The sequence below is a fragment of the Aeromonas sp. QDB30 genome, from assembly GCF_027707645.1.
GTDB classification, from domain to species: Bacteria; Pseudomonadota; Gammaproteobacteria; order Enterobacterales; family Aeromonadaceae; genus Aeromonas; species Aeromonas caviae.
Window position 1 is genome coordinate 51,358 of sequence record NZ_JAPCIY010000011.1, and the last position, 23,172, is coordinate 74,529.

Consider the following 23,172-nt stretch of genomic DNA (forward strand, 5'->3'; position numbering starts at 1 on the left):
GATGGGTAAGGGTGGCTCGACCGAAATTCAGGAGACCGAGGCCCAGAAAGCTGCGGCTGAAGTGGCCATGGAGCAGTGGAATCTCTACAAGAACGAACTGCAGCCGTATGAGGACCTCTTCATGGAGAAGGTGGATGACCTCAACAACGAGAGCGAGTACGACAAGCTGGCTGGCACGGCCGCGCTGGGTACCGCTCAATCCTTTGGCGAGGCACGCGCCGGGCTGGCCGACTCTATGGCGGCAGGCGGCGTGGATCCGACCAGCGGCAAGTACCAGGCTGTCATGTCCAATCTGGAGACGGATCAGGCGCTGAGCCAGACCGATACCACTAACCGCGCACAGTCCAGCCAGCAGGACAAGTATGTTGCTGGGCTCAAGGATGTGGTGAGCATTGGCGCAGGGCAGAAGGCTGAATCGCTGGCTGGTTTTGGCGATGTGGCCACAACCAGCTTGAGCAAGGCAACCAGTGATGCACAGAGCTCTTACCAAAGCCAGCAGGCGACAGCTGGTCTGGTTGGTACGTTGGCTGGAGCTGGCACGGCGTATGGGCTGGCCAGCCTGAAAGCGCCGGCTGCAACGTAGATCAAGAAAATCAGCCCGACAGCATCCGTGCTGCAGGGCAAGGGTTACTAAGGGGGTTCCATGGGTTACGCCGCAGACACTTACGCCAAAATCACTCGCGAGAGCTACCAGGACTGGAAAGACCGCTTCTACCCGAAGCAGAAGGAGCTGATGGAGCTGGCCACCAACGACCAGTTGCTGCAGGAGCAGCTAGGCCGGGTGGAGGAGAACAACGCCAACGCCCTGCGTTCGGCCCAGCAGGCCACGGCCAACCGCAATGCGCGGATGGGGGTGAGCACCAGCAGCAATGCCAATGATAACAGCCAGGGGCTGCGCATGGCGCTGATGACGGCAGGCACCGAGAACGGTCTGCGCGAGCAGGAGCAGGCGCGCCAGATGGGGATCTTGACCGGCGCCGATGCCGGCACGCGTGAGGCAATCAAAACTGGTGGAGGTATGTGATGGGGTACGGACTGCTTGATATTGGCGCCCAGACGCGCCAGCAGGGTATGGCAGGGTTGCGTGATGCGGCCAATCGGGAGCAGGAGATTGAATCTGCCAACAAGAGCCTCAAGGCGGCGCGCAAACAGCAGACCATGAGCACCATCGGCACTGGCACATCGATGGGCGCCATGTTGGGCATGGCGGGTTCACTCGGTGGCCCTCTGGGCGCACTGGCAGGTGCTGGGGTTGGGTTTCTGGCAGACAGCTTGTTTTAGGGGGGCATGATGAGCGTATCGGGATTGGCGGAAGGTTTTCTGGCTGGCTTCAACACCATGGACCGTTATCAACGTGGCCAGAAAGAAGATGAGCGGATGGATAAGGCCATGAGCCTGCGTGATGCCATGTGGCAGAACGAGCAGGAGCGGCAGAAAGTGGCAGATGAGCGCTACCAGAGCGAGCTGGCGTACCGCGAGGGGCGCGATAAGCTGGCGGATGCCAAGTATGACAAGCAGTTCGCCCTCACCGAGCGGCAGATGAAGGCGTCAGAGGCGCGAGCCGGTGCTGCTGAACGGCGAGCGGCGGCACAGGAAGCTCGGCAGCAGCAGGAGTATGAGTGGCAAAAGACACTGCGGGACAAGCAGCTTTTCCAGCAGGAGAACCTGCCGATTATCCAGTCTGGCTGGCAGGCTGTGACCGAAGGCAAAGACCCGGGCCAGCAATTCTGGAGCGTGGTGCGCGACCCGCGCGCAGGCTCATTCAATCCGGAGCGCTATCTGCAGCAGGACTACGCCGAGGCTGGCAAGACTTTTGTCACCTATGCGGGCAACCTGGTGCGCCAGGCGCAGGAAGGAAAACTGGATCCAACTACGCCCGAGGGGCACGCTGCCGTCAATAACCCTGACTTCATCAAGGCGGCCGGCACCCTCTATCAGGATGAGGTCAGCAAAGGCGTGGGCGACATCGATCCGGAAAGCGGCAAGACCATCACCGGCAAGCAGTTGAACAACATCATGATCACCCCGGACGGGCGTGGCGTGGTATTGGGAGTGGAAGTCACCTATGACGACGGCAGCAAGGCCGTGCGTCCGGTCACCAACAACCGCACCTCGGCACCTGACGATCAACCCAAGGTCATCCCCATCAACGACTTCTTGAAGCCTGCCTACCAGCGGTCGGCCCTGGCCAAGCACATGATCGGCAATGCAGATCAGTTGCGCACCTCTCTCGGTCTGACGGCTGGGCCTGACCAGGTGGGTTACAAGAAGGCGGTCACCGAGCTGGAGAAGCAGCACGGCCAGAACCGCGCCCGGATCTCCTCCAGCAATGCGGAGGATAAAGACTTACAACTGGATGCGCTGGACGCCCAGCTGGAGCAGAGCAAGGCGGCGTTGGCCGACACCTTCGGCATGACTTCCAAAGCTGAGGAGAAGGAGGCGGGGGCCCCTATCAAAGAGTGGACTGGCGGCGATCCCGAGCGCCTGCAGTTCGTGAAGGAGGCCAACCAACATGGCAAACTGAGCAGTCTGCTGGATTCCCCGGCCAAGATGAATACGGCCTTTGAGCTTTGGCGCCAGCAGGCAGCCAAGCAGAGGCAGGCTGAGCAGGCGGTGGTCACAGCTAATCGACTGCGAGACACCGAGGCCAACGCCTATCAGGCGATGGGCCTGGCTCAGGCACGCCGCTAGTTGCCTTTCACCCACCCCAGCGTTAGCATCTCTCCATCGTCGATCAGTCTGCATGCTGATCGCCCCATCTCAAAAGCCCCGAACGGTTCGCCGCTCGGGGCTTTTCTTTTGCTCGAAATCCGAGGACACCATGGACAAACCTGGACTGCGTGACGCCCTGCCACAACCGCGACAATCTGACACTCGTAATGACCCCTTCTGGAGCTCGCTCGATAGCAGCCTGTCTGCCGCAGCGGCTGCAACACCCCAACCAGCCGAGCCTGTAGCCAAACGTGATCTTGATGTCGGCCTGGGCGATGTCGCCCGTGGGGTGGGCGCTGGCGCACTGGATCTGGTGGGCGGCATTGGTGAGCTGGCACGGCAGGCAAGCAACTTCGGCAAAGAGAATGCCGGGAAGCAGGGGGGCGACTACCTGGAACAGGCTCGTGCCAATATGGCCAATAAGCTGAGCCCGTTGCTGGATGTGGTCGCAGGTGCAGGCGATCTGGCCGCATCTGGGGCAGAGTCTCTGAATGATGGGATAAGTGCTGACGCCAAGGAGGCACTGGGGCGCCGACTGGTCGATGAAACGCCAGAAGGCCGGTTGACCCTGGGGGATGGCGCAGGGGATATCGATGTCTGGGCGATGAAAATGGCGCAGGGCGTTGGCTCTTTGCTACCGACACTCGCCGCTGGCGGGGTGACTGGGGTGGCCGCCAAAGCCTCTATCGGCCGGGCTGTCACTGCATCCATGGTCAAGCGTGGCGCTACCCAGGAGGTAGCCGAAGCGGTTGCCGCCAAGGCCGTGTCCAAAATTGCCACCGGCGCCGCCGTCACCACTGGTGCGACCGGGTCAGTCGGCAGTGCGGGGGTGAACACTCGTGACACCGTGCTGGGCATGAGCTTTGATGAGCTTTCCAGCAGCGATACCTTCCGCCAGGCATTCACCCGCATCGACCAGGATCAGCAGACGCAACACCTCTCTGATGAGGAAAAGCTGTCGTTGGCCCGGGAGGAGACTGCCAATGTTGCCAGCCGAGCCACCATGAGCGACGCCAAGGTGTGGGGCGCGGCGGCTGTCGGTTCCATGATGGGCGATGCCATGCTGTTCAAGATGCTGGCTGGCAAGGCGGCCACCGGTGGAGTGCTGAAAGGTGCTGCCAAGGGGGCGGCAGGTGAGGGTATCAGCGAAACCCTGGAGGAGGGGGTGCAGCAATACGCCGTCAACGAATCCCTCAACGAGGTGGCCGCCGCTGATATCGACCCGATGAAGGGGGTCATGTCGAGCGCGATCGAGGGCGGCCTGATCGGCATGGGTACCGGTGGCGCCCTGGGTGGCATGGGAGGGCTGCGCGGCAGCAAGTCACAGCCAGAAAGCGAGGGGGGAGCACAGGTAGATCCCGCCACTGTGGAGGATGTAGCGCCTGTTGAGTCTGGTGATCCTGTACAGGTGAACCCCGCTGTATCGCCGGCAGACCCAGACTTGGCGCCTGCTGCTGACGCCATGGCCGATCCGGTGGTTGCACCATCTGGCGAGCAATCCCCGCTCGGCCCCAGCGCCAGCCAGTTTGACGAGCTGCGTGATGTGCCGGCCTACCTGCGCCGCGACGATACCGCAGCGCGGTTCAAGGGCATGGCTGCCGATAGCGAGGTGCAGCGCGCCCTGGCTGGTGAGTTTGGCCAGTCAGTGCAGGAGCTGGTTGCTTCCCAGATGCAGGCTGGCGATCAGGGCAAGAGTCTTTATGAGCGAGCTCAGGCTGGTGAGCTTGGGCTTGACCCGTTCGCAGGCAACAAGAGCGCCCAGCAAGTGGCCATGGAGAACCAGCGCCTAGCCCTGCCGCTCAAGGATGTGATCTTTGCAGGTGACGCCAATGCCAAGCCCAAGGGAGAGGCGTTGGCTGCACCAGGGGATCACGATGATCATCAGGCCGGTCCCGGCCCGCAGTTTCGTGGCACAGAGCGCACCCGGTGGCAGAGCGGGCAGGAAGGCGACCTGCTTCCGCCAGAGCGTGATCCGCGGTATTACGCTGCCGAGGCGCTGCCCGGAGCCACTATCGAGGGTGAAGGGCGCGAAGTCGGCACCGAGTTGCCACACCGTAATGTGGTGTACGGCACAGATGGCCGCCCGGCACAGCAGCAAGCTGCCAATCTGGCACAGCGCGAGCGTGAGTTAGCCAACCAGCCGCCCCAGATCGGCCAATCAGACACCATCTTTGCCGGTGGTGCGTCGGGCAGCGACCCGCGCAACAGCGCCTATACCCCGCCCAAGCTATCCCGCGATCAGGTGGATGGCTCACTCGATACCCAATCAACCCGCGACCCGCGCAGCGAGGTAGCCCGTTCGATTGAGGGGGCAGGCAAGGACACCGATTCAGTATTCGGCCCGCTCAAATCATTGCGCATTACCAAGCGCGGCAAGCCGTTTGCCACCCAGAAAGAGGCCGCCGCCGCCAGCCGCAAGGGCAAGGAGACGCCGGTTGAGCTTAATGGGGGCGGGTTCGGCGTGGCGGAGATTGCCGAAGTTGAGCAGGCCAAGGCCAGTCAGAGCGTCGAGCAGCAGGCGGCACCGGCAAGCAAGCGCGGCTATCACGGCTCACACAGTCGCGGCCTGACGCGCCTTGAAAGCACCCATGGCGCTGATACTGCGTTTTTCGGTAAGGGGGTTTATGTCTCTGATAGCGTCGATGATGCCAGCGAGTACGCATCACACGATCCGGCAGTAAATCGCGATCTGGTCGGCAAGGCAGAGGCATACGCCAAGCAGCATGGCGTCACCTACAACGACGCCAAGGAGGCGTTACAGCGCCAGGGCTCCACCGTATATGAGGTTGAGCACAGCGCAACACGGCCATTCGCAGTTAGCGATCGCGGCGCCGATCTGAGCGACGAGAAAGCATTGCGTCTTGCCATGACGGAGTTGGATATCCCGCAGGCTGATCACGACCGCTATGTGTCATGGATTAAGCGAGACCAAGGCAATGGCGAGAAGTTGCTAGATACGCTGGGCAAAATCCCCGGCAAGGGCAAGTTGTTGCGCCAGTACGCCAGCATCAAAAACCACGATGCCCTGACGCTATCCGGCCCGTTTGCACTGCGTTCAGAGAAACTACGCGGCCAGAACGTTGAGCATACCCTCCTGCTTGATGACGACCTTGCCAAGGTTGTTGGCTCCCGCGATCTCAATGGCACTGCCGCCGCCAAGCAGGCCGCGCCAACCAAGAGCAATCAACCATCTGATCAGCCAGCTGCAAGCGTAAGCGCTGAAACAGTTCCGGCGCCGTCTGCCACCGCGGGCGAGGCCAGCCAACTAGCACCTGCTATCGATACCGGATACCGCGAGGTGATCCCCGTCAAGCAACCCAAGACAGAGGTGAGCAATGAGCCAGTTACCCCAGTACCTGCAATCAGCAGTGAAGGACAACGCGATCAGCCTGGCGCAGGCGAACCGGCTGCAGCAGGCGCTGGACCAGCCGTTGCCGGACTCGCCGACCGAGCTAGATCCGGAAATCCGGCAGACAACACTCCTGCTCCACCTGTACCTGATGGACAGCAGCAAAATGACCCAACACTGACAGCCCCGGCCACAGATGCCGGGGCTGCTGTTTCTGGCCGTATTGGCGAGGAAGAGCTGCGAGATCGCGACCTGCTAAAAGAGCATGGCGGGCACTGGAAGTATCGTTCTGCAGTAGGCGCAGGCTGGTTTACTGCCAACACCAAGGAGGCCGCCATTGAGCGTGCCGAGGAGGCATACCGCAAGGCAGTATCCAAAGGCGAGCCAGTGCCCACCAGGGATGAGCGGTTCGCACAGGCAGACGCAGAGCTGTTTAGTGAAATGGATCGCCGCTACGGAAAGATGTCAACTCCCGAGCTTGAAGCAGAGTACCAGCGACTTGGTGGCGAGGTTGGCGATTTGCAAAAATCAGGCTCTGGCGAGTTCAACGGCAATGGCGGCCGCCGCACTGGGGCTGCTGTATCCAATGAAGGTGCTCGCCAGGTTGGTGAGGAACGCTTGCGCCTTGGCGTTTACATGAAGATGCGCCGCGACCGCGATACCGCGGGGTCGGGAGCCAAGTCGCAGCAGATCGAGCCAGCCAACGACTGGCGCGGCGCCAAGAGCGCAACGGATTACCACGCCGCGAAGCGTCGCCTGTTCTCTGGCGAGATGGAGTTTTCTGAATTTCAAGCGATGAGCCGTTCCGCTCTGGATAACGCCCCCTCCCTGCGGGCTGAGCTGGAAAAGAAAACCAAGCAGGATTTGCTTGATCAGATGAGCCGCTTCAATGCTGCCCGCTACAAAAATGACAAAAAGGCCGTCGTGGTCGAGGCCGCATACAACCAGCTGATCGGTGATCTGCGCTGGGCTGCCAATGGTGATGGCAATACCATCAGCGAGACCTATGCCATCGGCGGCGCCAGACAGAGTATCGAAGAGCGAGTCGCCAAGGCGCTGGATGGCCTCACCCCTGAGCGGTATCAGCAGTTCGTCAACAAGCAGCGGGCGGACGTGGCCAAGCGCGATGCCGAGTTGGCCGCCACCAAGGAGGCGCTGCGCGACCCGCAGACCCTTGAGCAGTTCAAGACCTTCCTGAAATACCGCTCGCTGGACAAGCTGACCCCTGAGCAGCGCGCCCGCTATGAGGATTTGATCGCCGCCAGCAATCTGGACAAGCGGGATCAGGCCAACGAGGTGAAGGCTGCCACCGCCGTGACCCCGACCGCCAGCGGCGACATTATCAAAACCAAGCACACCAAGAGCGGGGAAGACCTCTTTGTGGTGCAAATGGGCGACCGGGTTGACCGCGACACCTATAACCAGATCAACGCGCACGCCAAAAAGCTGGGCGGCTGGTATTCCTCTTACAAGGTCGGTGGCGCCGTGCCGGGCTTTCAGTTCAAGGATGAGGCCAAGGCCACCGAGTTTCGTGGTTGGTTGACCGGTCAGGGGGCAGCCAGTGCCGCCCCGTCTGCCGAGGCCACCCCCACCGAGGTGACTGAGCCTGCCCAGACTGACAGCAAGAGCAAGCAGGTCGAGGCGCTGCGTGCCCGTGCCAATACCCTGCGTGACAAGGCCACAGCCGCACTCAATGCCGAGCGCAAGGAGAACACCAACAAGCGCATGACCGAGGCCGCCAACGCCCGCGCCAATGCCGAGAGTGAGTTGCACTTTGCCGGGTTGCTCGATGCCATTGCCGATGGGATTGAGTCTGGCGAGGTGACTTACCTGCGCAACCTGGCTAACGGCACCCAGTTGACCGAGCTAAACCACGCGCTAAGCCGCAGCTTGTGGAATTTGCCGCCAGCTCGCCGCGAGGCGCTGACCAGTCAGGGGATGATTGAGCGCACCGAGGATGGCCGGGAACGTTGGTCTGCCAAGGCCACCCCGGAGATGATGGCAGAAGGGGCGCAAATGCCCGGCATGGATTACTTCGCCCGCAACCTCAAAGATGTGGCAACCAAGATGCAAGGGGCAAGCGGCTTCAAGCAGGCCGGGGCCAAGATCATGGCGCTGGTCAATGCGGCGATCAATCGTGACAGCAAGACGGTTTCCATTACCGATCCTGAGCTTATCGCCAAACTCAAAGCCTACACCAGCGGGGTCAGCGACTACGACGCCAAGGCGGTCAAGGAGCAGATTGGCGGCTACAGCCGCCTGGAGCGAATGGGCATTACCAATCATACCGAGTTGCGCGCCGCCCTGCGTGAGCTGGCCCGCCTGCAAGCCGGGTTGAAAAAGCAGGCCGTGCCGCGCGACCCCTTGGCCGAGAAGATGGTCGCGCTCAAGCGCAAGCTGGTCGGTAACCGTAATGCCTTTATCGACTTCTTCCCGACCCCTGAAAGTCACGCCGCCGATCTGGTGGCGCTTGCCGGGATTGAGCCGGGCATGACGGTGCTGGAGCCGTCCGCCGGACATGGCATGTTGGCCGAGGCGGCGCGCGCTGCCGGGGCCAAGGTCGATGCGGTGGAGCTGGCTGGCGACCTGCGCGAGATATTGCAGGCGAAAGGGTTTGGTCTGGTGGGTAGCGACTTTATGGCCACCACCCCGGCCCAGTCTTATGACGCCGTGGTGATGAACCCGCCATTCTCCAATGACATGGATGTTGACCATGTGCGCCATGCTTATGACCACCTCAAGCCGGGCGGGCGATTGGTGGCCATTGTGTCCGCCACCGCCGGGGATCGCCAAAACAACAAGAACAAAGCCTTCCGTGAGTGGTTTGACGGGCTGGGAGGCAGTGAGCAGGCCATGCCGGATGGTGCATTCAAGGCGTCGCTCAACCCCACCGATGTACGCACCAAGATATTTGTCATCGACAAGCCCGCCAATGAGGCCAAGCCGCTGCCGTCACCAGAGGGTAAGCGGGTGACGGTCGCCACCCCCAAGGGGCAGAGCGTCGAGGTGCAATACCGGGTGATGGAGGCTGCCGATCTGGTGGCGTCTCACGACTTTGAGGGCAATCTCAACCACGACTACCCGCAGCAATTGCAGCCGCGCGACCGCAGCAAGCAAACCTATCGGGTACAGGTGGGGCAGATCGCCGCCGCGCCGGACGGGGCACGCCTGGCCGCCAGCCCGGAGACCGACCGGGGCGCGCCGATTGTGCGTGACGGCATTGTCGAGAGTGGAAACGGTCGCTCTATCGGGCTGAGGCAGGCTTACCAGCGCGGTGACGCCGACGCTTACCGCCGCTACATCGAGGCCAATGCGGCCGACTTCGGGATCGACCCGGCCGTGATCGGCGCCATGAAGCAGCCCGTACTGGTGCGCGAGCGGATCACCACCATGACCGACGACCAACTGCGTGACTTCGTGGTGGACTCCAACACCGACGCCAAGATGGCGAACAGTGCCGCCGAGGATGCCGGCGCCGACGCGGGCAAGCTGACCGACGACATGCTGGATCTGCTCAACATCCCTGAGGGGGGCGACGTACTGGCGAGCCAGAACAACCGATTCCTCCAGGCGTTCCTGTCTGCCATCGGCGAGAACCAGAGCAACAGCTATGTGAGCCGGGACGGGCAGTGGAATGATGCCTACCGCAAGCGGGTGACGGCGGCCATCTTCGCCTACGGCTACGACAACCAGCGGCTGCTGGATGCGGCCACCGGCGAAGTGGACGCGGACGGCCGTAACATCACTACCGCCCTGATCAACAACGCCGTGGGCATGGCCAAGTTGCGCCAGCACTCGCCGGAGCGGGCCAAGGTTATCTCCAACTACCTCGCCGAGGCAGTGGAGAGCATCGCCCGCGCCAAGCGCAGCGGGCAGTCCCTGCAAGAAATGGCCGCTCAGTCTGATATGCTGGGAGGCGACACCAGCCCAGAGGGCAGCCTGCTGGCCCAGGCCATCGCGGCCAGCGCCCGCAGTGCCAAGGCGATCACCGGCATGGTTGGCGACATCCTGACTATGCTCAACAAGACCACTTCCGCCGACATGTTCGGCGCGGCGGTGGACCCTGCAACCCCGGAGACAGCGATCAATGAAACCCTCAAGGCCATCAGCGCCTACAACCAGCAAAAAGCCAGCCAACCCAAGCCCGGCGGCGATCTTTTTGGCCTCGCCGGAGCACGGAATAACCACGGCGCAGCGCCAAGCGTTCCGCGATCTGGTGACGCAAGCGCAGCAAAAGGCGCAGGAGGAGTAACTGAGGGGCGCCTCGAGCTGGACGGGGTAAGTATCCGTATTCCAACCATCGACGAGGAGCAGCAACGCCTCTACAACCAAGCCACCCACCGGGGCCAGGGCGTGAACTTTGCCAGCGGCATCAGCACCGGCGTGGGGCGGATCCTCAATGACCTGAAGGATGCCGGCCTACTGGACACGGCAGAGCAGAGGGCGGCCGCCGAGGCTGAGGTGCAAGCCTGGGCCAATGAGGAGGCCATCAACGCCCGCAAGCTGATGCGCGACGGCATCAAAAACCCGAGCTGGGCGATCACCGGCCGTTCTGGTCGCAAGGCCCAGAGCAGCGCCTCCCAGGACGCCGAGAACCGCCGCCAAGCCGCCCACCACAAAGACCAGTCAGACCGCATCACGGCCCTGCGCGGAGAGCTGAAGAAGCTGCGCCCGAAGGAGGTGATCGGGAAAGAGTCGTTCAACTACGCATGGGGCAAGGCCAAAGGCATGATCGCCGACTACGCCAGCGCCCAGAGCAACGGGCAGCCCAATCTGCTGGCCAGTCTGCGCAAGAGCATGAATGCCGAGCTGGCCCGCTACCTGCAGGAAATGGAAAAGATCGACGCACAGGGCTTCATCAAGACCCTGAGTGAGCAGGACAATCGCCTGAAAGCTGCCGGGTATGATGGCCTGGTAGCCATCGTCGGTGCTCGTTCAAACCCTGGCAAGATTATCAGCGATGCCATTAATGGACGGATCCGCTTCTCCAAACAGGCTATGGCGCAGGGCGAGAAGCCAGCCAAGCACCTGACCCGCAAGGAGGCGGAGCTGGTAACCAAGGAGTGGTTCAAGCAGTACCGTGGAGCCAGTGGTATTGATGTGCAGATCCACGCTACCCAGGCCGAGCTGGAAAAGGCGCTGGGGCTGGCGGCACAAGATGGCCTGATCCGCCGCGCCGCCTTTGATGATGACAGCGGCACCCTGCATGTGGCCGCGGATACCATCGCCAATCCCAAGCGGATGCGCGAGATCCTACGCCATGAGGTGCTGGCCCACTATGGCCTGGCCAATGTCCTGGGTGACGGGGAATACACCAAGCTGATGAGCCGCCTCATCGCGTCCCAGAAGGACCCCAGCATGAAGCCGGTGTGGGACTGGGTAAACACCCATTACGCCGACGAGGACATCGGCACCAAAGCCGAGGAAGTGGTGGCTCATCTGGCGGAATTGGAGCAGGGGGCCTGGGGCCGTGGCTGGGATCGGGTCGTGGCCTGGGTCACCCGGGCGCTGCGTGCGGTCGGCTTTGTACCTGATGGCATTACCGCCGCGGAGACGCGTTCCCTGATCGAGGGGCTGGGCAAGAAGTTGCAGCGTAGCGGCCCAGACGACAGCGGGCCGGATGGCGGGAAGAAGTTCAGCCAGGAAGCCGAGCGGCCAGCCCAGAAAGGCGGTATCAAGATGAGCCAGGCCAGTACCGCAGCTGATGCGGCCATGGAGAAGCTCAACCTGGGCCCCAAGCCCGACATCATCGACAAGACCAAGGCCAGCCTGAACAAGCTCCGTCAAGTTGACCGAGGCGTGGTCAGCTCATGGATCGATCGCGTCATCAAGAAAGCCAACACCGAGGTGCTCGACGCGCTGGCCCCCATCAAATACGCCGAGGAGGCTGCCGGCATTACTGATGCCGCAGACTCCGGTTATGTGGCGGCACGGATGGCGACGGGGGCCGCCTCCACCATGCAGGCGACCATGCTCTATGGTCTGCCGGAGTGGAATGACGGGGTGATCCAGCGCAAGGCGGGTACCGGCGAGAAAGACGCGCTGCTGGGCATCTTTGCCGACCTGGGAGCTGATCTGCACAACTGGCTTGGCTGGATGGCTGGTCACCGGGCGGAACTGCTGATGGCGCAGGGCAGAGAGAACCTGCTCGATGCCAATGACATTGCGGCGCTCAAGGGGCAAGGCAAGGGCAAGGAGGCCAAGTTCAAGGAGGCAAAAGCCCGCTGGAACAGGCTCAATGCCGCGACGCTGGATCTGGCGCAGGAGGCTGGACTGTTCACCAAGGAGGCACGAGCGGAGTTCGAAAACGAGTGGTACATCCCGTTCTTCCGCGAATCCGACGACGGCGACGTGATCGCCCCATTCAAGACGAAGGGCATTGCCAACCAGAACGCCGGCATCAAGAAGCTCAAGGGCGGGGAGGCCAACACCAACGACCTGCTCGAGAACATCTTCACCTCCACCTCCAAGCTGATCGACGCGTCCATGAAGAACATGGCGGCCCAGAAGACGGTTTGGAACCTGGCGGATACCGGCATCATCGAGGTCATTCCGAAGCCAAACAAGATGGATTACCAGGCCCTTGCCAATGGCAAAGACAGGATCATGGTCAAGCTGGAGGGGGAGGACTACATGATCCGGGTTGAGGATCCGGACCTCTATCGCGCTATGACCTTCTTCGACCGCAAGCCGTTCGGCGCCATGGTCAATGTGGCGGCCAAGGCCAAGCGCCTGCTGACAGCCGGGGTGACCGCATCCCCTGAGTTTATGCTGCGCAACTTCCTGCGCGACTCACTCTCCAGCTGGGCGATCAGCAAAGACGGCTTCAGGCCGGTGATCGACTCCATCAAGGGGGTGAAAAAGACCCTGGCGATGGACGGAAGTACCATTGATGTGATGTTCAGCGGAGCCTCCTTCCTGGGCGGCTACGTGAATGGCAATGACCCAGAGGCGATGGCCGATACCGTGCGTAAGTCGCTGCGACGCAAGGGGATGACGCCCGAGCAAATCGCCCGCTACGAAAAGAGCATTATCCGCAACGCCGCTCAGGCAAAGGGCGTGGTTGCCAATGTGTGGGAGAAGTACAACCGCTATGGCGAGGCTTTCGAGAATGCCAACCGCGAGGCGGTCTATGCCGCAGCCATCAAGGCTGGCAAGAGCCACGCCCAGGCGGCGTTCGAGTCGAAGGACCTGATGGATTTCTCCATGCTGGGTGCCTCACGCACCATGCAGGTCATGACCCAACTGCTGCCGTTCTTCAATGCCCGGGTGCAAGGTCTAGGCAAGCTGACCCGCGAACTGCGAGACAACCCGCGCGCCATCGCCAAACGTGCAGGCATGATCACGGCTGCGAGCCTGGCTCTGCTGGCCGCCAACTGGGACGATGAGCGATACGAAGAGCTGCCGGATTGGGACAAGGATGCCAACTGGCACTTCTTTGTCGGCGATCAGCACTTCCGGATCCCCAAGCCGTTCGAGATTGGCGTGTTGTTCGGCACCATCCCGGAGCGCATGGTGCGCGCCATGGGCGGGAAGGACACTGGCGCGCAACTCGGCAAGGCGATAGCCAGGGCGGTCGGTGAAACGTTCGCGCTCAACCCCACGCCGCAGATCGTCAAGCCGTTGGTGGAATCCTACTTCAACTACGATGCCTTCCGTGGCATCCCCATCGAGAACGCGCAGGACCTCGCAGTGCAGGCGGAGGCTCGCTACAACGAGCAGACCAGTCTGATGATGCGTGAGCTTGGCGAAACCCTGGGTATGTCACCCAAAAAGCTGGAGCACCTGCTGATCGGCTACACGGGCACCATGGGCAGCTATGTGATGGCTGCCGCTGACGGGCTTATCCGGGCTTCGCGCCCTGGTGAGTCAGCAAGCTGGCGCGCCGACGAGATCCCGCTTGTTAAAGCGGTGTATCGCGGCACTGGCCCTGCAAAGTCCACCCAGCACATGGAGGAGTTCTACCGGATGCTGAACGAGGTGAATCAGCTCAAACGCACCATTGACCAGTACCGCAGCGAAGGGCTCACAGATAAGGCCCGCGAGCTGCTGGAGGAGCAGGGTGGGATCTTGAAGTCGCGCCGAAGCCTGAGTCGCACTCAGCAGCAGGTACGAGTGGTGCGCAACAAGATTGAGCTGATCCAGCGGGACCGCACCATGGCGGCAGAGGAGAAGCGCCGGCGCATTGACGAGCTGCTGGCCCGCCGCAACGACCTTGTATATCAGGCGGTAAACAAGAACAGGGAGAACTGGGAGTAAGGGAGAATAGCGGCCCTGGCTGAGCCTCTGTGTTAGGGGTAAGCTAGGGCCTTAACCTATAGGGACCCAGGCCATGTGGATACTGTTCGCGTTGGTAATGATGGTGGTGGCGCTGAAAGCGTTCAGTTTCAGCTTTACGCTGGCCCTGATCCCCTTTGCTGCAGGGTGTTGGTGTTTCAGTAAGTCCAGTCGCGATGACCTGGACACCTTCATGGCGTTCAGTTTCTTCGCTGTCTTGATAGGGTTCGCGTTGAACTTTCTCATTAGTATCTGGTGATATTTGTGCAGGGATTTAAAGAAAGGCACGACACTGATGGGGCTAGGGCCCCATTTTTAATACCCAAATCAGTCCGAAAATGATAAATTCAAGGAGTGTACTGTATGGGTATACAGTGTTTCACAGTCGAGAGACTGGGAGAGCAAGGGGGAAATCGGATGGAATCACTACTAAGCGAACTGGAAGAGTTTGTTGAGACGCTGGACCTGGCGCCTGAGGAGGAGAGAAAGATCGCGAGCATTCTGGAAAAACTACGCGATGAAGCCACCGTGTCAGCGTGATGCGGAAGGATTCGGATTGGCCCGCCACTGTGCGGGCTTTTCTATGCCTGGAGGGTAGAAAAGAAAAAAGCCTGCATTTCTGCAGGCTTTCTTGTTCTTGGATCACCATTGGATCATTTTGATTCCAGTTTTGGGCCAGTCACTGTCGCTATGTTTTTGCTAAGTGGCTGTTTTTTCTGGGTTTGTCCTGTCGGTGTCCTAGTTAAATTGGTGGAGCTGGGGGGATTTGAACCCCCGTCCAAAATTACTACATCCTCGGTACTACATGCTTAGTCACTCTTTACATTCGCCAACACGCTGCGGAGAGACACGCCACGCATTGACTAGCTCGATTGGTTTTAATGCTTCCGCCCCGAGCAGGACTTCCACACGATCCTGTGAAGGATGACCTTCCATTTCCCTAGGACACAGGCAAGCTAGGGGAGAAGGGCTCAGCGCAGGTTATTAAGCTGCGAGTGCGTAGTTTTCGTCGTTTGCGACTATTTTTTTGCGGTTTATTAACGAGGCCTACCGCACCTCGGCATGCACCTTGGGTTTCGTGAATCTTGTCGAATCCAGAATCAGCCCCAAGTTGTCAAAAGGGATTGTACGCAAAAATCCTGTCATGGCAAGGCGTTGATGGCAATCGACCGGCCTTGGCCGGTCGATTGCTGGTTTATTGGTCGCCGCATGGGGGCCGGCGGCGCACAATCAACCGCGGTGCTTGTTCTTCATGATGCGGGCCTTCTCACGGTCCCATTCCCGGGCCTTGGTGTCTTCCCGCTTGTCGTGCTCTTTCTTGCCTTTCACCAGGCCGATCTCGACCTTGACCCAGCACGCTTTCCAGTAGAGGGCCAGCGGCACTATGGTGTAGCCCTGACGAGCGGTCAGGCTCTCGAGCTTGTCGAGTTCACGGCGACTGAGCAGCAATTTGCGGGTGCGGGTCGGATCGCATACCACGTGGCTGGAGGCGGCGTTCAGCGGCAGGAAGCTGGAGCCGAACAGGAAGGCTTCCCCCTGCATGAAGATGACATAGGCTTCGCTGATGTTGGCCTTGCCCGCCCGCAGGGACTTCACTTCCCACCCTTGCAGGGACAGACCGGCTTCCACGCGCTCTTCGATGAAGTACTCGTGACGGGCGGTTCTGTTGAGTGCAATGGTGCTGGACCCGGCTTTGTTTTTACTGTTCTTTTTGCTCATGACGGGGGCCTTAGGCAATGTTTAGGAAGGCGCATTATACGTGGGTGGCGGCGGCTGTAAAACGCACAGCGCTCCGAGTGGCGGCTTTGTGAGCAGTTCGATGACGATTTTGAGGGAAGGGCGGGGCGAGAGCGGACCACACTGGCCGGAAAGTGTGCGATTGCCCTGCTTGGTGACCCGCGAACAGTTTCGGCGGTGATTTTGGCTGACAAGGTGATAAAATCGGGCCGATTGGATGAGGAAAACCCATGCCCCGTATTACTCGCAGTGCCCTGGTGATGTTCAGCGCGGAACAGATGTTCCGGCTGGTCAATGATGTTGATGCCTATCCTGAGTTCCTACCCGGCTGTGTCGGCAGCCGTGTTCACGAGTCAGGTGAAGACTACATGATGGCCTCGGTCGATGTGGCCAAGGCGGGTATCGCCAAGACCTTTACCACGCGCAACCAGCTCGATGCCAATCGCACCATCAAGATGGAGCTGGTGGAGGGGCCTTTCAGCAAGCTGGCGGGATGGTGGACCTTCACGCCCCTGGACGTGGATGCCTGCAAGGTGGAGTTCGATCTCGACTTCGAGTTCACCTCCAAGCTCATTGAGCTTGCCTTTGGCCAGATCTTCCGCGAGCTGGTGAGCTCCATGGTGCTTGCCTTCTCCAATCGTGCCAAGGTGGTTTACGGTGTCTGAGCTCCTCAATATCGAAGTGGCCTATGCCCTGCCCGAGCGGCAGACGGTGCTGTGCATCCGGGTCGCGCCCGAGACCAGCGTGCTGGCGGCCATCGAACAATCCGGCATCCTGCAAAAGCACCCGGAGATCGACCTGTCGGTCAACAAGTTCGGTATCTACAGCCGTCCGGTTAAGGGCGCAGAGCCGGTGCAGGAGGGGGATCGCATCGAGATCTACCGCCCTCTCATCGCCGACCCCAAGGAGATGCGCAAGAAGCGTGCGGAAAAAGCCAAGGAAGAGGGGCGTGCCGATGTGGTCACCGGCGGGCGGCCCGATGTGCACCGCAAGCGAGACGATGCCGGCACCTGACGGGTGATGGGTTGTGACAAAGGGGCGCCGTGGCGCCCCTTTGTGATCGTCTCGCCCGACACGGGGCATCACAGGGTGAGCAGGCGCTCGTTTTCCACCGTCTCTATCCCGCTCTCCTGGATGGCAAGGCGCGCCATGGCGTGCGCCACCTGACTAGCCTCGATGGCACGCCAGCGGCGCAGCGACCCGCGCAGCAGGGGCTTTACCAGCGGATAGATGGCCTGGATGATCTGCTCCGAACGGCGCGCAGGTTCGCGATGGCCGAGCAGCATGGCCGGGCGCAGGATGACGAGCCGCTGCCACTCCTGGGCCAGCAGGGCCTGCTCCATCTCGCCCTTGGTGCGGGGATAGAGGGCAGGGGAACCCGGGTTGGCGCCCAGACTGGAGACCACCAGCAGGCGGCGGCAGCCGTGGCGACGGGCGAGTGCGGCAAAGGCCAGCACATAGTCGAGATCGACCCGGCGAAATGCCTCGGCCGAGCCGGCATCCTTGCGGGTTGTGCCAAGGCAGCAGAAGGCAATATCCACAGGGGAGGGCAACGTCAATCTGTCCAGCGCGTCGAACGAGGTGGGCAGCCAGGTGCGTCCCGGAGCGGGGTCGCCCGGTTTGCGGCAGAGCAGGAGGAGGTCGTGCTCCGTCCCCAGCTCGCGCAGCAAGGCTTTGCCAATCAGACCGGTGGCGCCGGCAATCAGGAATCGACTCATGATGATCTCCTCGGGGCAATGAGGCATCCAGAGTGTGGCCCGGCGACATCACCGGGGCCAGAGAGAACAAAACCGGCAGAAGCCGGTTTTGTGATGTCATCTAGAGCGGTGTGGTGAAAGCGGCAGGGAGAGGGAAATCACCGGTCACGGTGGCCAGTCTGTCACCCACGAAGTTGAGGGTCAGCTCCTTGCGCTCCTTGTCGCCCCGACCGGGCTGGAACTCATAGAGGTAGTACCAGGTGTTGGGGTCAAAGCTGTCGCGCAACATGGGAGAACCCAGCACGAACTCGACCTGTTCGCGGGTCATGCCTTGGCGCAGCTTGTCGACCTGCTTTTGTTCCACATAGTTGCCCTGGGGAATATCGATGCGATAGACCAGGCTGCAACCGGACAGGGTGAGGGCGGTCAGGGCCGCGGCAATCAGGTGTTTCATCCGCATATCGGGTTCAGATCATCCATACAGTCTTTTTAGCTCGGCAAATCATACCCACTCCCCGTGCGGAAGTAAAAAGCCATTGATCCATCAGCCAATAAAAAGGGCCGCGTGGCGGCCCTGGCAGATCTTGCCCCCTTACATGGCGGCGCGGAAGATGGCGACGATCTCCGCGTGAGTCGCCTGCCTGGGGTTGGTGAGACCACAGGCATCCTTGAGCGCATTGGTGGCCAGCACGTCTAGGTCGTCGGCCCTGACCCCGAGCTGCTCCAGACCGGTGGGGATCTTGACGTCGCGAGCCAGTTGCTGGATGGCATCAATGGCTGCCGCCGCACCCTGCTCATCGCTCATGGCGCTCACATCCACCCCCATATGACGGGCCACATCCTTGAGCCGACCGGCGCACACCCGGGCGTTGTAGGCCTGGACATGGGGCAGCAGCACCGCATTGCACACCCCGTGGGGCAGGTCGTAGAAGCCGCCGAGCTGGTGAGCCATGGCGTGCACATAGCCCAGGCTTGCGTTGTTGAAGGCCATGCCGGCCAGGAACTGGGCATAGGCCATCTGCTCGCGGGCATGGAGATCCTCCCCCTGATGCACGGCGGTGCGAAGGTGTTCGGCAATCAGTGCGATGGCCATCACGGCGCTGGCATCGGTGACCGGGGTGGCGGCGGTGGAGACATAGGCCTCGATGGCGTGGGTCAGGGCATCCATGCCGGTGGCGGCGGTGAGGCCGGCGGGCTTGGCCAGCATCAGTTCCGGGTCGTTGACCGACATCAGCGGCGTGACGTGCTTGTCGATGATGGCCATTTTCACCTGACGGGATTCGTCGGTAATGATGCAAAAACGGGTCATCTCGGAGGCGGTACCGGCCGTGGTATTGATGGCGATGAGCGGCAACTGCGGCTTGTCGGAGCGATCCACCCCCTCGTAATCCTTGATGCTGCCCCCATTGGCGGCCACCAGGGCGATGCCCTTGGCGCAGTCGTGGGGTGAGCCGCCGCCGAGCGAAATGACGCAGTCGCAGCCGTGGGCCCGGATCATCGCAAGACCCGCCTCGACGTTGGCCACGGTGGGATTGGGTCTGGTCTCGTCGAACACCACGGCGTCGATGCCGTGCTCGGCCAGGAGGGCGGCGAGCCGGCCCACCACGCCAATCTGGCCCAGGATCTTGTCGGTGACGATGAGCGCCTTGCGATAGCCATGTCCTTGGATATCCGCTGCCGCTTCCTGCAGGCAGCCCGCCCCCATCAGGTTGATTGCGGGAATGTAGAACTTGAATGTCGCCATGATGGACTCCGTATGATTAGCCATTAAGTGGTATGCGGGCGCCAACATAACAGCGTCGGAGGGGATGAGAAGGGGTCAATGGTATCTCGTTTGCAACTTTGTGGACTCGATCGCGCTCTTTAAATGGACGGTCGATCAAGGCTTGACAAGGGACGGGAGAGCAAAAGGAGTGTAAAAACGTTTTTCAAGAAATTCATCATCTTAGCAAACGTTTCGCGCCATTTTTGTCAGCTTTGAAGCGCAGAAGTGTGAGGCGCATCAAGGAATTGGAAAGCGCTTTCGACCATAGTTGGCGCCTCCCCGGATGAGGGGATACCGGCTTGAAAGTACCGTAAAGAATCACCTTAACTGCACTCGGCTGCCATGCGGCGGGGCGCAACCAGGAGTCCACTATGTCTGATGTATTTCACTTGGGTTTGAAAAAAGCGGATCTGCAAGGCGCCACCCTGGCGATCGTCCCCGGTGACCCCGAGCGCGTGAAGCGCATCGCAGAACTGTTGGACAACCCGGTGCACCTGGCCAGCCATCGTGAATTCACCACCTGGCGCGGCGAGATGAACGGCAAGGCCGTGATCATCTGCTCCACCGGTATCGGTGGCCCGTCCACCTCCATCGCGGTGGAAGAGCTGGCCCAGCTGGGTATCCGTACCTTCCTGCGCATCGGCACCACCGGCGCCATCCAGCCGCACCTGAACGTGGGCGACGTGATCGTCACCACCGGCTCCGTGCGCCTCGACGGTGCCAGCCTGCACTTCGCGCCGATGGAGTTCCCGGCAGTGGCCGACTTTGACTGCACCACCGCCCTGGTGAACACCGCCAAGGAGCTGGGCTCCAAGCTGCATGTGGGCGTCACTGCTTCTTCTGACACCTTCTACCCGGGTCAGGAGCGTTACGACACCGTATCCGGTCGCGTGGTACAACGTTTCCAGGGTTCCATGAAAGAGTGGCAAGCCATGGGCGTGCTGAACTACGAGATGGAGTCCGCAACCCTGCTGACCATGTGTACCAGCCAGGGCCTGCGTGCGGGCATGGTGGCCGGTGTCATCGTGAACCGTACCCAGCAGGAAATCCCGAACGCCGAAACCATGGCGAAAACCGAATCTGATGCCATCAAGATCGTGCTGGGCGCCGCCCGCAAGCTGATCTGATAGCACCACACCGAGTGGGGGGTGGGGGCCGTTGCGAAAGCGCGGCCCCTATCTTTATCCGCCGTTTGCCCCTTTTGCCTTCCTGACCCTGCTTTCCCCCTTCTACGTTACCCCTGTTGCACCGTCATGGCCGCCAGTGCCTGCGCAAAGGGCGCTTCACAGCGGATCTGTACCGCTTCGCCGCTCACCGGGTGCACAAAACCGAGTTCACTGGCGTGCAGCATCAGTCTGGGGGCTCGTTCGCAGCCGGGCGGGAGCAGGCCGCCATAGAGATCGCATCCCAGGATGGGATGGCCCAGCCACTGGCTGTGGATGCGCAGCTGGTGGGTGCGCCCGGTTTCCGGTACCAGCCTGACCCGGGTCAATGGCACCGGCTGGCCTGCCCCCTCCAGGGTGAGCCGCTCCATCACCCGATAGCGTGAGCGGGCGGGTTTGCCGCTGGCGGCGCAGATGCTCATCAGCGGGAACAGCGCCGGATCCTTGGCGATGGATGCGTCGATGACGCCCTCATCCACCGCCAGATGGCCGCAGAGCAGTGCCTCGTAAGCCTTGCTCACGGTGCGCTGGCTGAACTGGTGGCAGAGCAGGGCGTTGATGCTCTTGCTTTTGGCCACCACCATGACGCCCGAGGTGCCAAAGTCGAGGCGGTGCACCAGGGTGCAGCCGGGGTAATCCTGTACCAGCCGGTAATGGACCGAATCGAGGTTCTGCGGGTTCTTGCCCGAGAGGCTCAGCAGGCCGCTCGGCTTGTTGATGAGCAGCAGATGCGCATCCTCAAACAGGATCTCGATGGTGGCGGCGCAGGGCGGGGCGATGAAGGTGTCGACGATGACGGACATGGGGCAGCCGGACGATGAAGGGGGAGGGATCATACCCGAACGATGGCGGCGCGGCGAATCTGGATGTCCGCTCCCAAGGCCTGTCGCCAAGTACTTGATCTCGTTGGTTGAGGCGTTTTGTGACTCCCTCCTGAGTTCATCTGGCCATCTCTTGCTAAGGTATGGCTCCCTGTCATGTTGTAAGGAGTCTGTCCATGGCGTTGCCCGTTATTCTCGATTGCGATCCCGGCCACGATGATGCCATCGCCCTCATTCTGGCGCTGGCGAGCCCCGAGCTGAAGGTGCTGGCGGTCACCACCAGCGCGGGCAACCAGACCCCGGACAAGACCCTCAACAATGCCCTGCGCATCCTGACCCTGCTCGGCCGCGACGACATCCCGGTGGCGGCGGGGGCTGCCAAGCCCCTGGCCCGTGAACTCATCATCGCCGACAACGTCCACGGCGAATCGGGGCTGGACGGCCCAGAGCTGCCGGATCCCGCTTTTGCTCCCCGGGCGATGAGCGCCCTTGAACTGATGGCAAGATGTCTGCGCGAGAGCCCGGAGCCGGTCACCCTGGTGCCGACCGGGCCGCTCACCAACATTGCCCTCTTGCTGGCGGCCCACCCCGATCTCAAGCAGAAGATCGCCCGCATCGTGCTGATGGGGGGCGCCGCCGGTGCGGGCAACTGGACCCCCGCGGCGGAATTCAATATTTATGTGGATCCCGAAGCGGCCGATATGGTCTTCAAGTCGGGGCTGCCCATCACCATGTGCGGGCTGGACGTGACCCACGAGGCCCAGGTGATGGACGAGGATATCGAGCGGGTACGCGCCATTCCCAACCCGGTGGCGCAGTGCGTGGCACAGCTGCTCGACTTTTTCATGATCTATCATCGGGATCCCAAGTGGGGATTTGCTGGCGCGCCGCTCCATGACCCCTGTACCATCGCCTGGCTGCTGGCGCCCTCCCTGTTTCACGGGGTGGAGTGCCGGGTCGATATCGAAACCGGCGGAACCCATACCCTGGGCATGACGGTGGTGGATCGCTACGACCTGACCGGCAAACCGGCCAATGCCCTGGTGCTGCTGGGGCTCGACAGAGTCGGTTTCATCGAGTTGCTGGTGCAGCGACTGCGCTCATTTGGTTGACATCCTGGACATCGGATAAGGGGTTGGGAATGTGGAAAGGGACGTTGGCGCTGCTGACATGCATGCAACTGACGGGTTGCGCGACCCCGTTCGAGAAGATGTGGCAGGGGCTGGCGACCTGCGAGCTGGACACCCTTCATCTCGACATCGAGACCGGGCGCCCGGCCAATCCGCAGCTCGCCATGTATACCCCTGACAAGGTGAGCGAGGGCTTTGCCTGGTACAAGGTCCATCAGGAGTTGCACGGCCTGCCCATCGTCGGTTTCCTGGTGCCGGCCTCCACCTTCGAGGTACATGCCCTCTTCGTGGATACCCCCATCGCCAATGCCCGCAGGCTGACACATAACGCCTATGGCAGCGAATTTGCCGACGAGCAGCTGCATGACGAGGGGATGGCCCCCCTGTTGCTGCGCGACCCCAACAATCCCAAGCGCTCCATCATCGACTGCACCCGGGGTGAGTCGGCGGAGCCGCTGCCGGAAGCGTCTTTCGGCGAAGGGGAGTGAGCCCGGGGGAGGGCAACGGGATATCAGGCCAGA

At 61.5% G+C, this 23,172-nt stretch carries 17 protein-coding genes and 1 other RNA gene; 12 read left to right on the forward strand and 6 right to left on the reverse strand.

Annotated elements, in window-relative coordinates; all coding sequences use genetic code 11:
* Position 1: 1 nt before the first annotated feature.
* The 7 genes from PG896_RS05630 to PG896_RS05660 all read left to right on the forward strand — a co-directional run bounded on the left by PG896_RS05630 (position 2) and on the right by PG896_RS05660 (position 14,878).
* Complete coding sequence (locus tag PG896_RS05630) at positions 2 to 583, forward strand: hypothetical protein (RefSeq protein ID WP_270835502.1); 582 nt, start codon at positions 2 to 4, stop codon at positions 581 to 583.
* 60 nt (positions 584 to 643) lie between these two features.
* Positions 644 to 1,024 carry a hypothetical protein gene (locus PG896_RS05635; protein WP_270835503.1) on the forward strand — a complete coding sequence of 127 codons (381 nt, stop codon included), beginning with the start codon at positions 644 to 646 and terminating at the stop codon, positions 1,022 to 1,024.
* Positions 1,024 to 1,281, forward strand: a complete 258-nt coding sequence (locus PG896_RS05640) for a bacteriocin (RefSeq protein WP_270835504.1) — start codon at positions 1,024 to 1,026, stop codon at positions 1,279 to 1,281. Before PG896_RS05635 ends, PG896_RS05640 begins: the two co-directional genes overlap by 1 nt.
* 6 nt (positions 1,282 to 1,287) lie before the next feature.
* On the forward strand, positions 1,288 to 2,691 hold the full coding sequence (locus PG896_RS05645) for a hypothetical protein (protein WP_270835505.1): 1,404 nt from the start codon (positions 1,288 to 1,290) through the stop codon (positions 2,689 to 2,691).
* Between the two features lie 130 nt (positions 2,692 to 2,821).
* A complete protein-coding gene (locus tag PG896_RS05650; RefSeq protein ID WP_270835506.1) occupies positions 2,822 to 14,320 on the forward strand; it encodes an LPD38 domain-containing protein in 11,499 nt (3,832 codons plus the stop codon).
* A gap of 73 nt (positions 14,321 to 14,393) precedes the next feature.
* On the forward strand, positions 14,394 to 14,597 hold the full coding sequence (locus PG896_RS05655) for a hypothetical protein (RefSeq protein ID WP_270835507.1): 204 nt from the start codon (positions 14,394 to 14,396) through the stop codon (positions 14,595 to 14,597).
* A 158-nt stretch (positions 14,598 to 14,755) separates the two neighbouring features.
* Positions 14,756 to 14,878, forward strand: a complete 123-nt coding sequence (locus PG896_RS05660) for a hypothetical protein (RefSeq protein ID WP_270665076.1) — start codon at positions 14,756 to 14,758, stop codon at positions 14,876 to 14,878.
* A gap of 208 nt (positions 14,879 to 15,086) precedes the next feature.
* Here PG896_RS05660 and ssrA read toward each other — a convergent pair.
* Both ssrA and smpB read right to left on the reverse strand, forming a co-directional pair.
* Positions 15,087 to 15,446, reverse strand: a transfer-messenger RNA (tmRNA) gene (ssrA, locus tag PG896_RS05665).
* Between the two features lie 122 nt (positions 15,447 to 15,568).
* On the reverse strand, positions 15,569 to 16,057 hold the full coding sequence (gene smpB, locus PG896_RS05670) for an SsrA-binding protein SmpB (RefSeq protein ID WP_010673973.1): 489 nt from the start codon (positions 16,055 to 16,057) through the stop codon (positions 15,569 to 15,571).
* 248 nt (positions 16,058 to 16,305) lie between these two features.
* Between smpB and PG896_RS05675 the strand changes: the two genes are divergently transcribed.
* Positions 16,306 to 16,740, forward strand: coding sequence for an SRPBCC family protein (locus PG896_RS05675; RefSeq protein ID WP_010673974.1), 435 nt, complete (start codon positions 16,306 to 16,308; stop codon positions 16,738 to 16,740).
* A complete protein-coding gene (locus PG896_RS05680; protein WP_102948158.1) occupies positions 16,733 to 17,089 on the forward strand; it encodes an RnfH family protein in 357 nt (118 codons plus the stop codon). Before PG896_RS05675 ends, PG896_RS05680 begins: the two co-directional genes overlap by 8 nt.
* 68 nt (positions 17,090 to 17,157) lie before the next feature.
* Here the strand turns inward: PG896_RS05680 and PG896_RS05685 are convergent, their stop codons facing one another.
* From PG896_RS05685 to yiaY, 3 genes are all read right to left on the reverse strand, one after another.
* Positions 17,158 to 17,793 (reverse strand): NAD-dependent epimerase/dehydratase family protein, encoded by a 636-nt coding sequence (locus tag PG896_RS05685; protein ID WP_041212681.1) that lies wholly within the window; start codon positions 17,791 to 17,793, stop codon positions 17,158 to 17,160.
* Between the two features lie 100 nt (positions 17,794 to 17,893).
* The gene (locus tag PG896_RS05690) at positions 17,894 to 18,232 is read right to left on the reverse strand and encodes an outer membrane protein assembly factor BamE (RefSeq protein WP_029314185.1); all 339 of its coding nucleotides are present in this window, start codon (positions 18,230 to 18,232) and stop codon (positions 17,894 to 17,896) included.
* Positions 18,233 to 18,364: 132 nt separating this feature from the next.
* Entirely contained in the window at positions 18,365 to 19,516 is a 1,152-nt protein-coding gene (yiaY, locus tag PG896_RS05695; protein ID WP_268426035.1) for an L-threonine dehydrogenase, read from the reverse strand.
* A gap of 392 nt (positions 19,517 to 19,908) precedes the next feature.
* Between yiaY and udp the strand changes: the two genes are divergently transcribed.
* Positions 19,909 to 20,664, forward strand: a complete 756-nt coding sequence (gene udp / locus PG896_RS05700) for a uridine phosphorylase (RefSeq protein WP_268426032.1) — start codon at positions 19,909 to 19,911, stop codon at positions 20,662 to 20,664.
* A 107-nt stretch (positions 20,665 to 20,771) separates the two neighbouring features.
* On the opposite strand, the gene PG896_RS05705 is transcribed toward udp, so the two are convergent.
* Positions 20,772 to 21,503, reverse strand: a complete 732-nt coding sequence (locus tag PG896_RS05705) for an RluA family pseudouridine synthase (protein WP_395266583.1) — start codon at positions 21,501 to 21,503, stop codon at positions 20,772 to 20,774.
* Positions 21,504 to 21,697: 194 nt separating this feature from the next.
* Between PG896_RS05705 and rihA the strand changes: the two genes are divergently transcribed.
* Positions 21,698 to 22,633 carry a pyrimidine-specific ribonucleoside hydrolase RihA gene (rihA, locus tag PG896_RS05710; protein ID WP_171864844.1) on the forward strand — a complete coding sequence of 312 codons (936 nt, stop codon included), beginning with the start codon at positions 21,698 to 21,700 and terminating at the stop codon, positions 22,631 to 22,633.
* A 29-nt stretch (positions 22,634 to 22,662) separates the two neighbouring features.
* Complete coding sequence (locus PG896_RS05715; RefSeq protein ID WP_270835508.1) at positions 22,663 to 23,139, forward strand: hypothetical protein; 477 nt, start codon at positions 22,663 to 22,665, stop codon at positions 23,137 to 23,139.
* Positions 23,140 to 23,172 lie beyond the last annotated feature (33 nt).

What these genes read in the sequence shown, in the direction of transcription:
- PG896_RS05645 (WP_270835505.1), top strand. Translation starts at nt 1,288, where the DNA reads ATGATGAGCGTATCGGGATTGGCGGAAGGTTTTCTGGCTGGCTTCAAC.
- PG896_RS05715 (WP_270835508.1), top strand. Translation starts at nt 22,663, where the DNA reads ATGTGGAAAGGGACGTTGGCGCTGCTGACATGCATGCAACTGACGGGT.
- PG896_RS05705 (WP_395266583.1), bottom strand. Translation starts at nt 21,503, where the DNA reads ATGTCCGTCATCGTCGACACCTTCATCGCCCCGCCCTGCGCCGCCACC.
- PG896_RS05630 (WP_270835502.1), top strand. Translation starts at nt 2, where the DNA reads ATGGGTAAGGGTGGCTCGACCGAAATTCAGGAGACCGAGGCCCAGAAA.
- smpB (WP_010673973.1), bottom strand. Translation starts at nt 16,057, where the DNA reads ATGAGCAAAAAGAACAGTAAAAACAAAGCCGGGTCCAGCACCATTGCA.
- udp (WP_268426032.1), top strand. Translation starts at nt 19,909, where the DNA reads ATGTCTGATGTATTTCACTTGGGTTTGAAAAAAGCGGATCTGCAAGGC.
- PG896_RS05690 (WP_029314185.1), bottom strand. Translation starts at nt 18,232, where the DNA reads ATGCGGATGAAACACCTGATTGCCGCGGCCCTGACCGCCCTCACCCTG.
- PG896_RS05675 (WP_010673974.1), top strand. Translation starts at nt 16,306, where the DNA reads ATGCCCCGTATTACTCGCAGTGCCCTGGTGATGTTCAGCGCGGAACAG.
- yiaY (WP_268426035.1), bottom strand. Translation starts at nt 19,516, where the DNA reads ATGGCGACATTCAAGTTCTACATTCCCGCAATCAACCTGATGGGGGCG.
- PG896_RS05685 (WP_041212681.1), bottom strand. Translation starts at nt 17,793, where the DNA reads ATGAGTCGATTCCTGATTGCCGGCGCCACCGGTCTGATTGGCAAAGCC.
- PG896_RS05635 (WP_270835503.1), top strand. Translation starts at nt 644, where the DNA reads ATGGGTTACGCCGCAGACACTTACGCCAAAATCACTCGCGAGAGCTAC.
- rihA (WP_171864844.1), top strand. Translation starts at nt 21,698, where the DNA reads ATGGCGTTGCCCGTTATTCTCGATTGCGATCCCGGCCACGATGATGCC.
- PG896_RS05660 (WP_270665076.1), top strand. Translation starts at nt 14,756, where the DNA reads ATGGAATCACTACTAAGCGAACTGGAAGAGTTTGTTGAGACGCTGGAC.
- PG896_RS05650 (WP_270835506.1), top strand. Translation starts at nt 2,822, where the DNA reads ATGGACAAACCTGGACTGCGTGACGCCCTGCCACAACCGCGACAATCT.
- PG896_RS05640 (WP_270835504.1), top strand. Translation starts at nt 1,024, where the DNA reads ATGGGGTACGGACTGCTTGATATTGGCGCCCAGACGCGCCAGCAGGGT.
- PG896_RS05655 (WP_270835507.1), top strand. Translation starts at nt 14,394, where the DNA reads ATGTGGATACTGTTCGCGTTGGTAATGATGGTGGTGGCGCTGAAAGCG.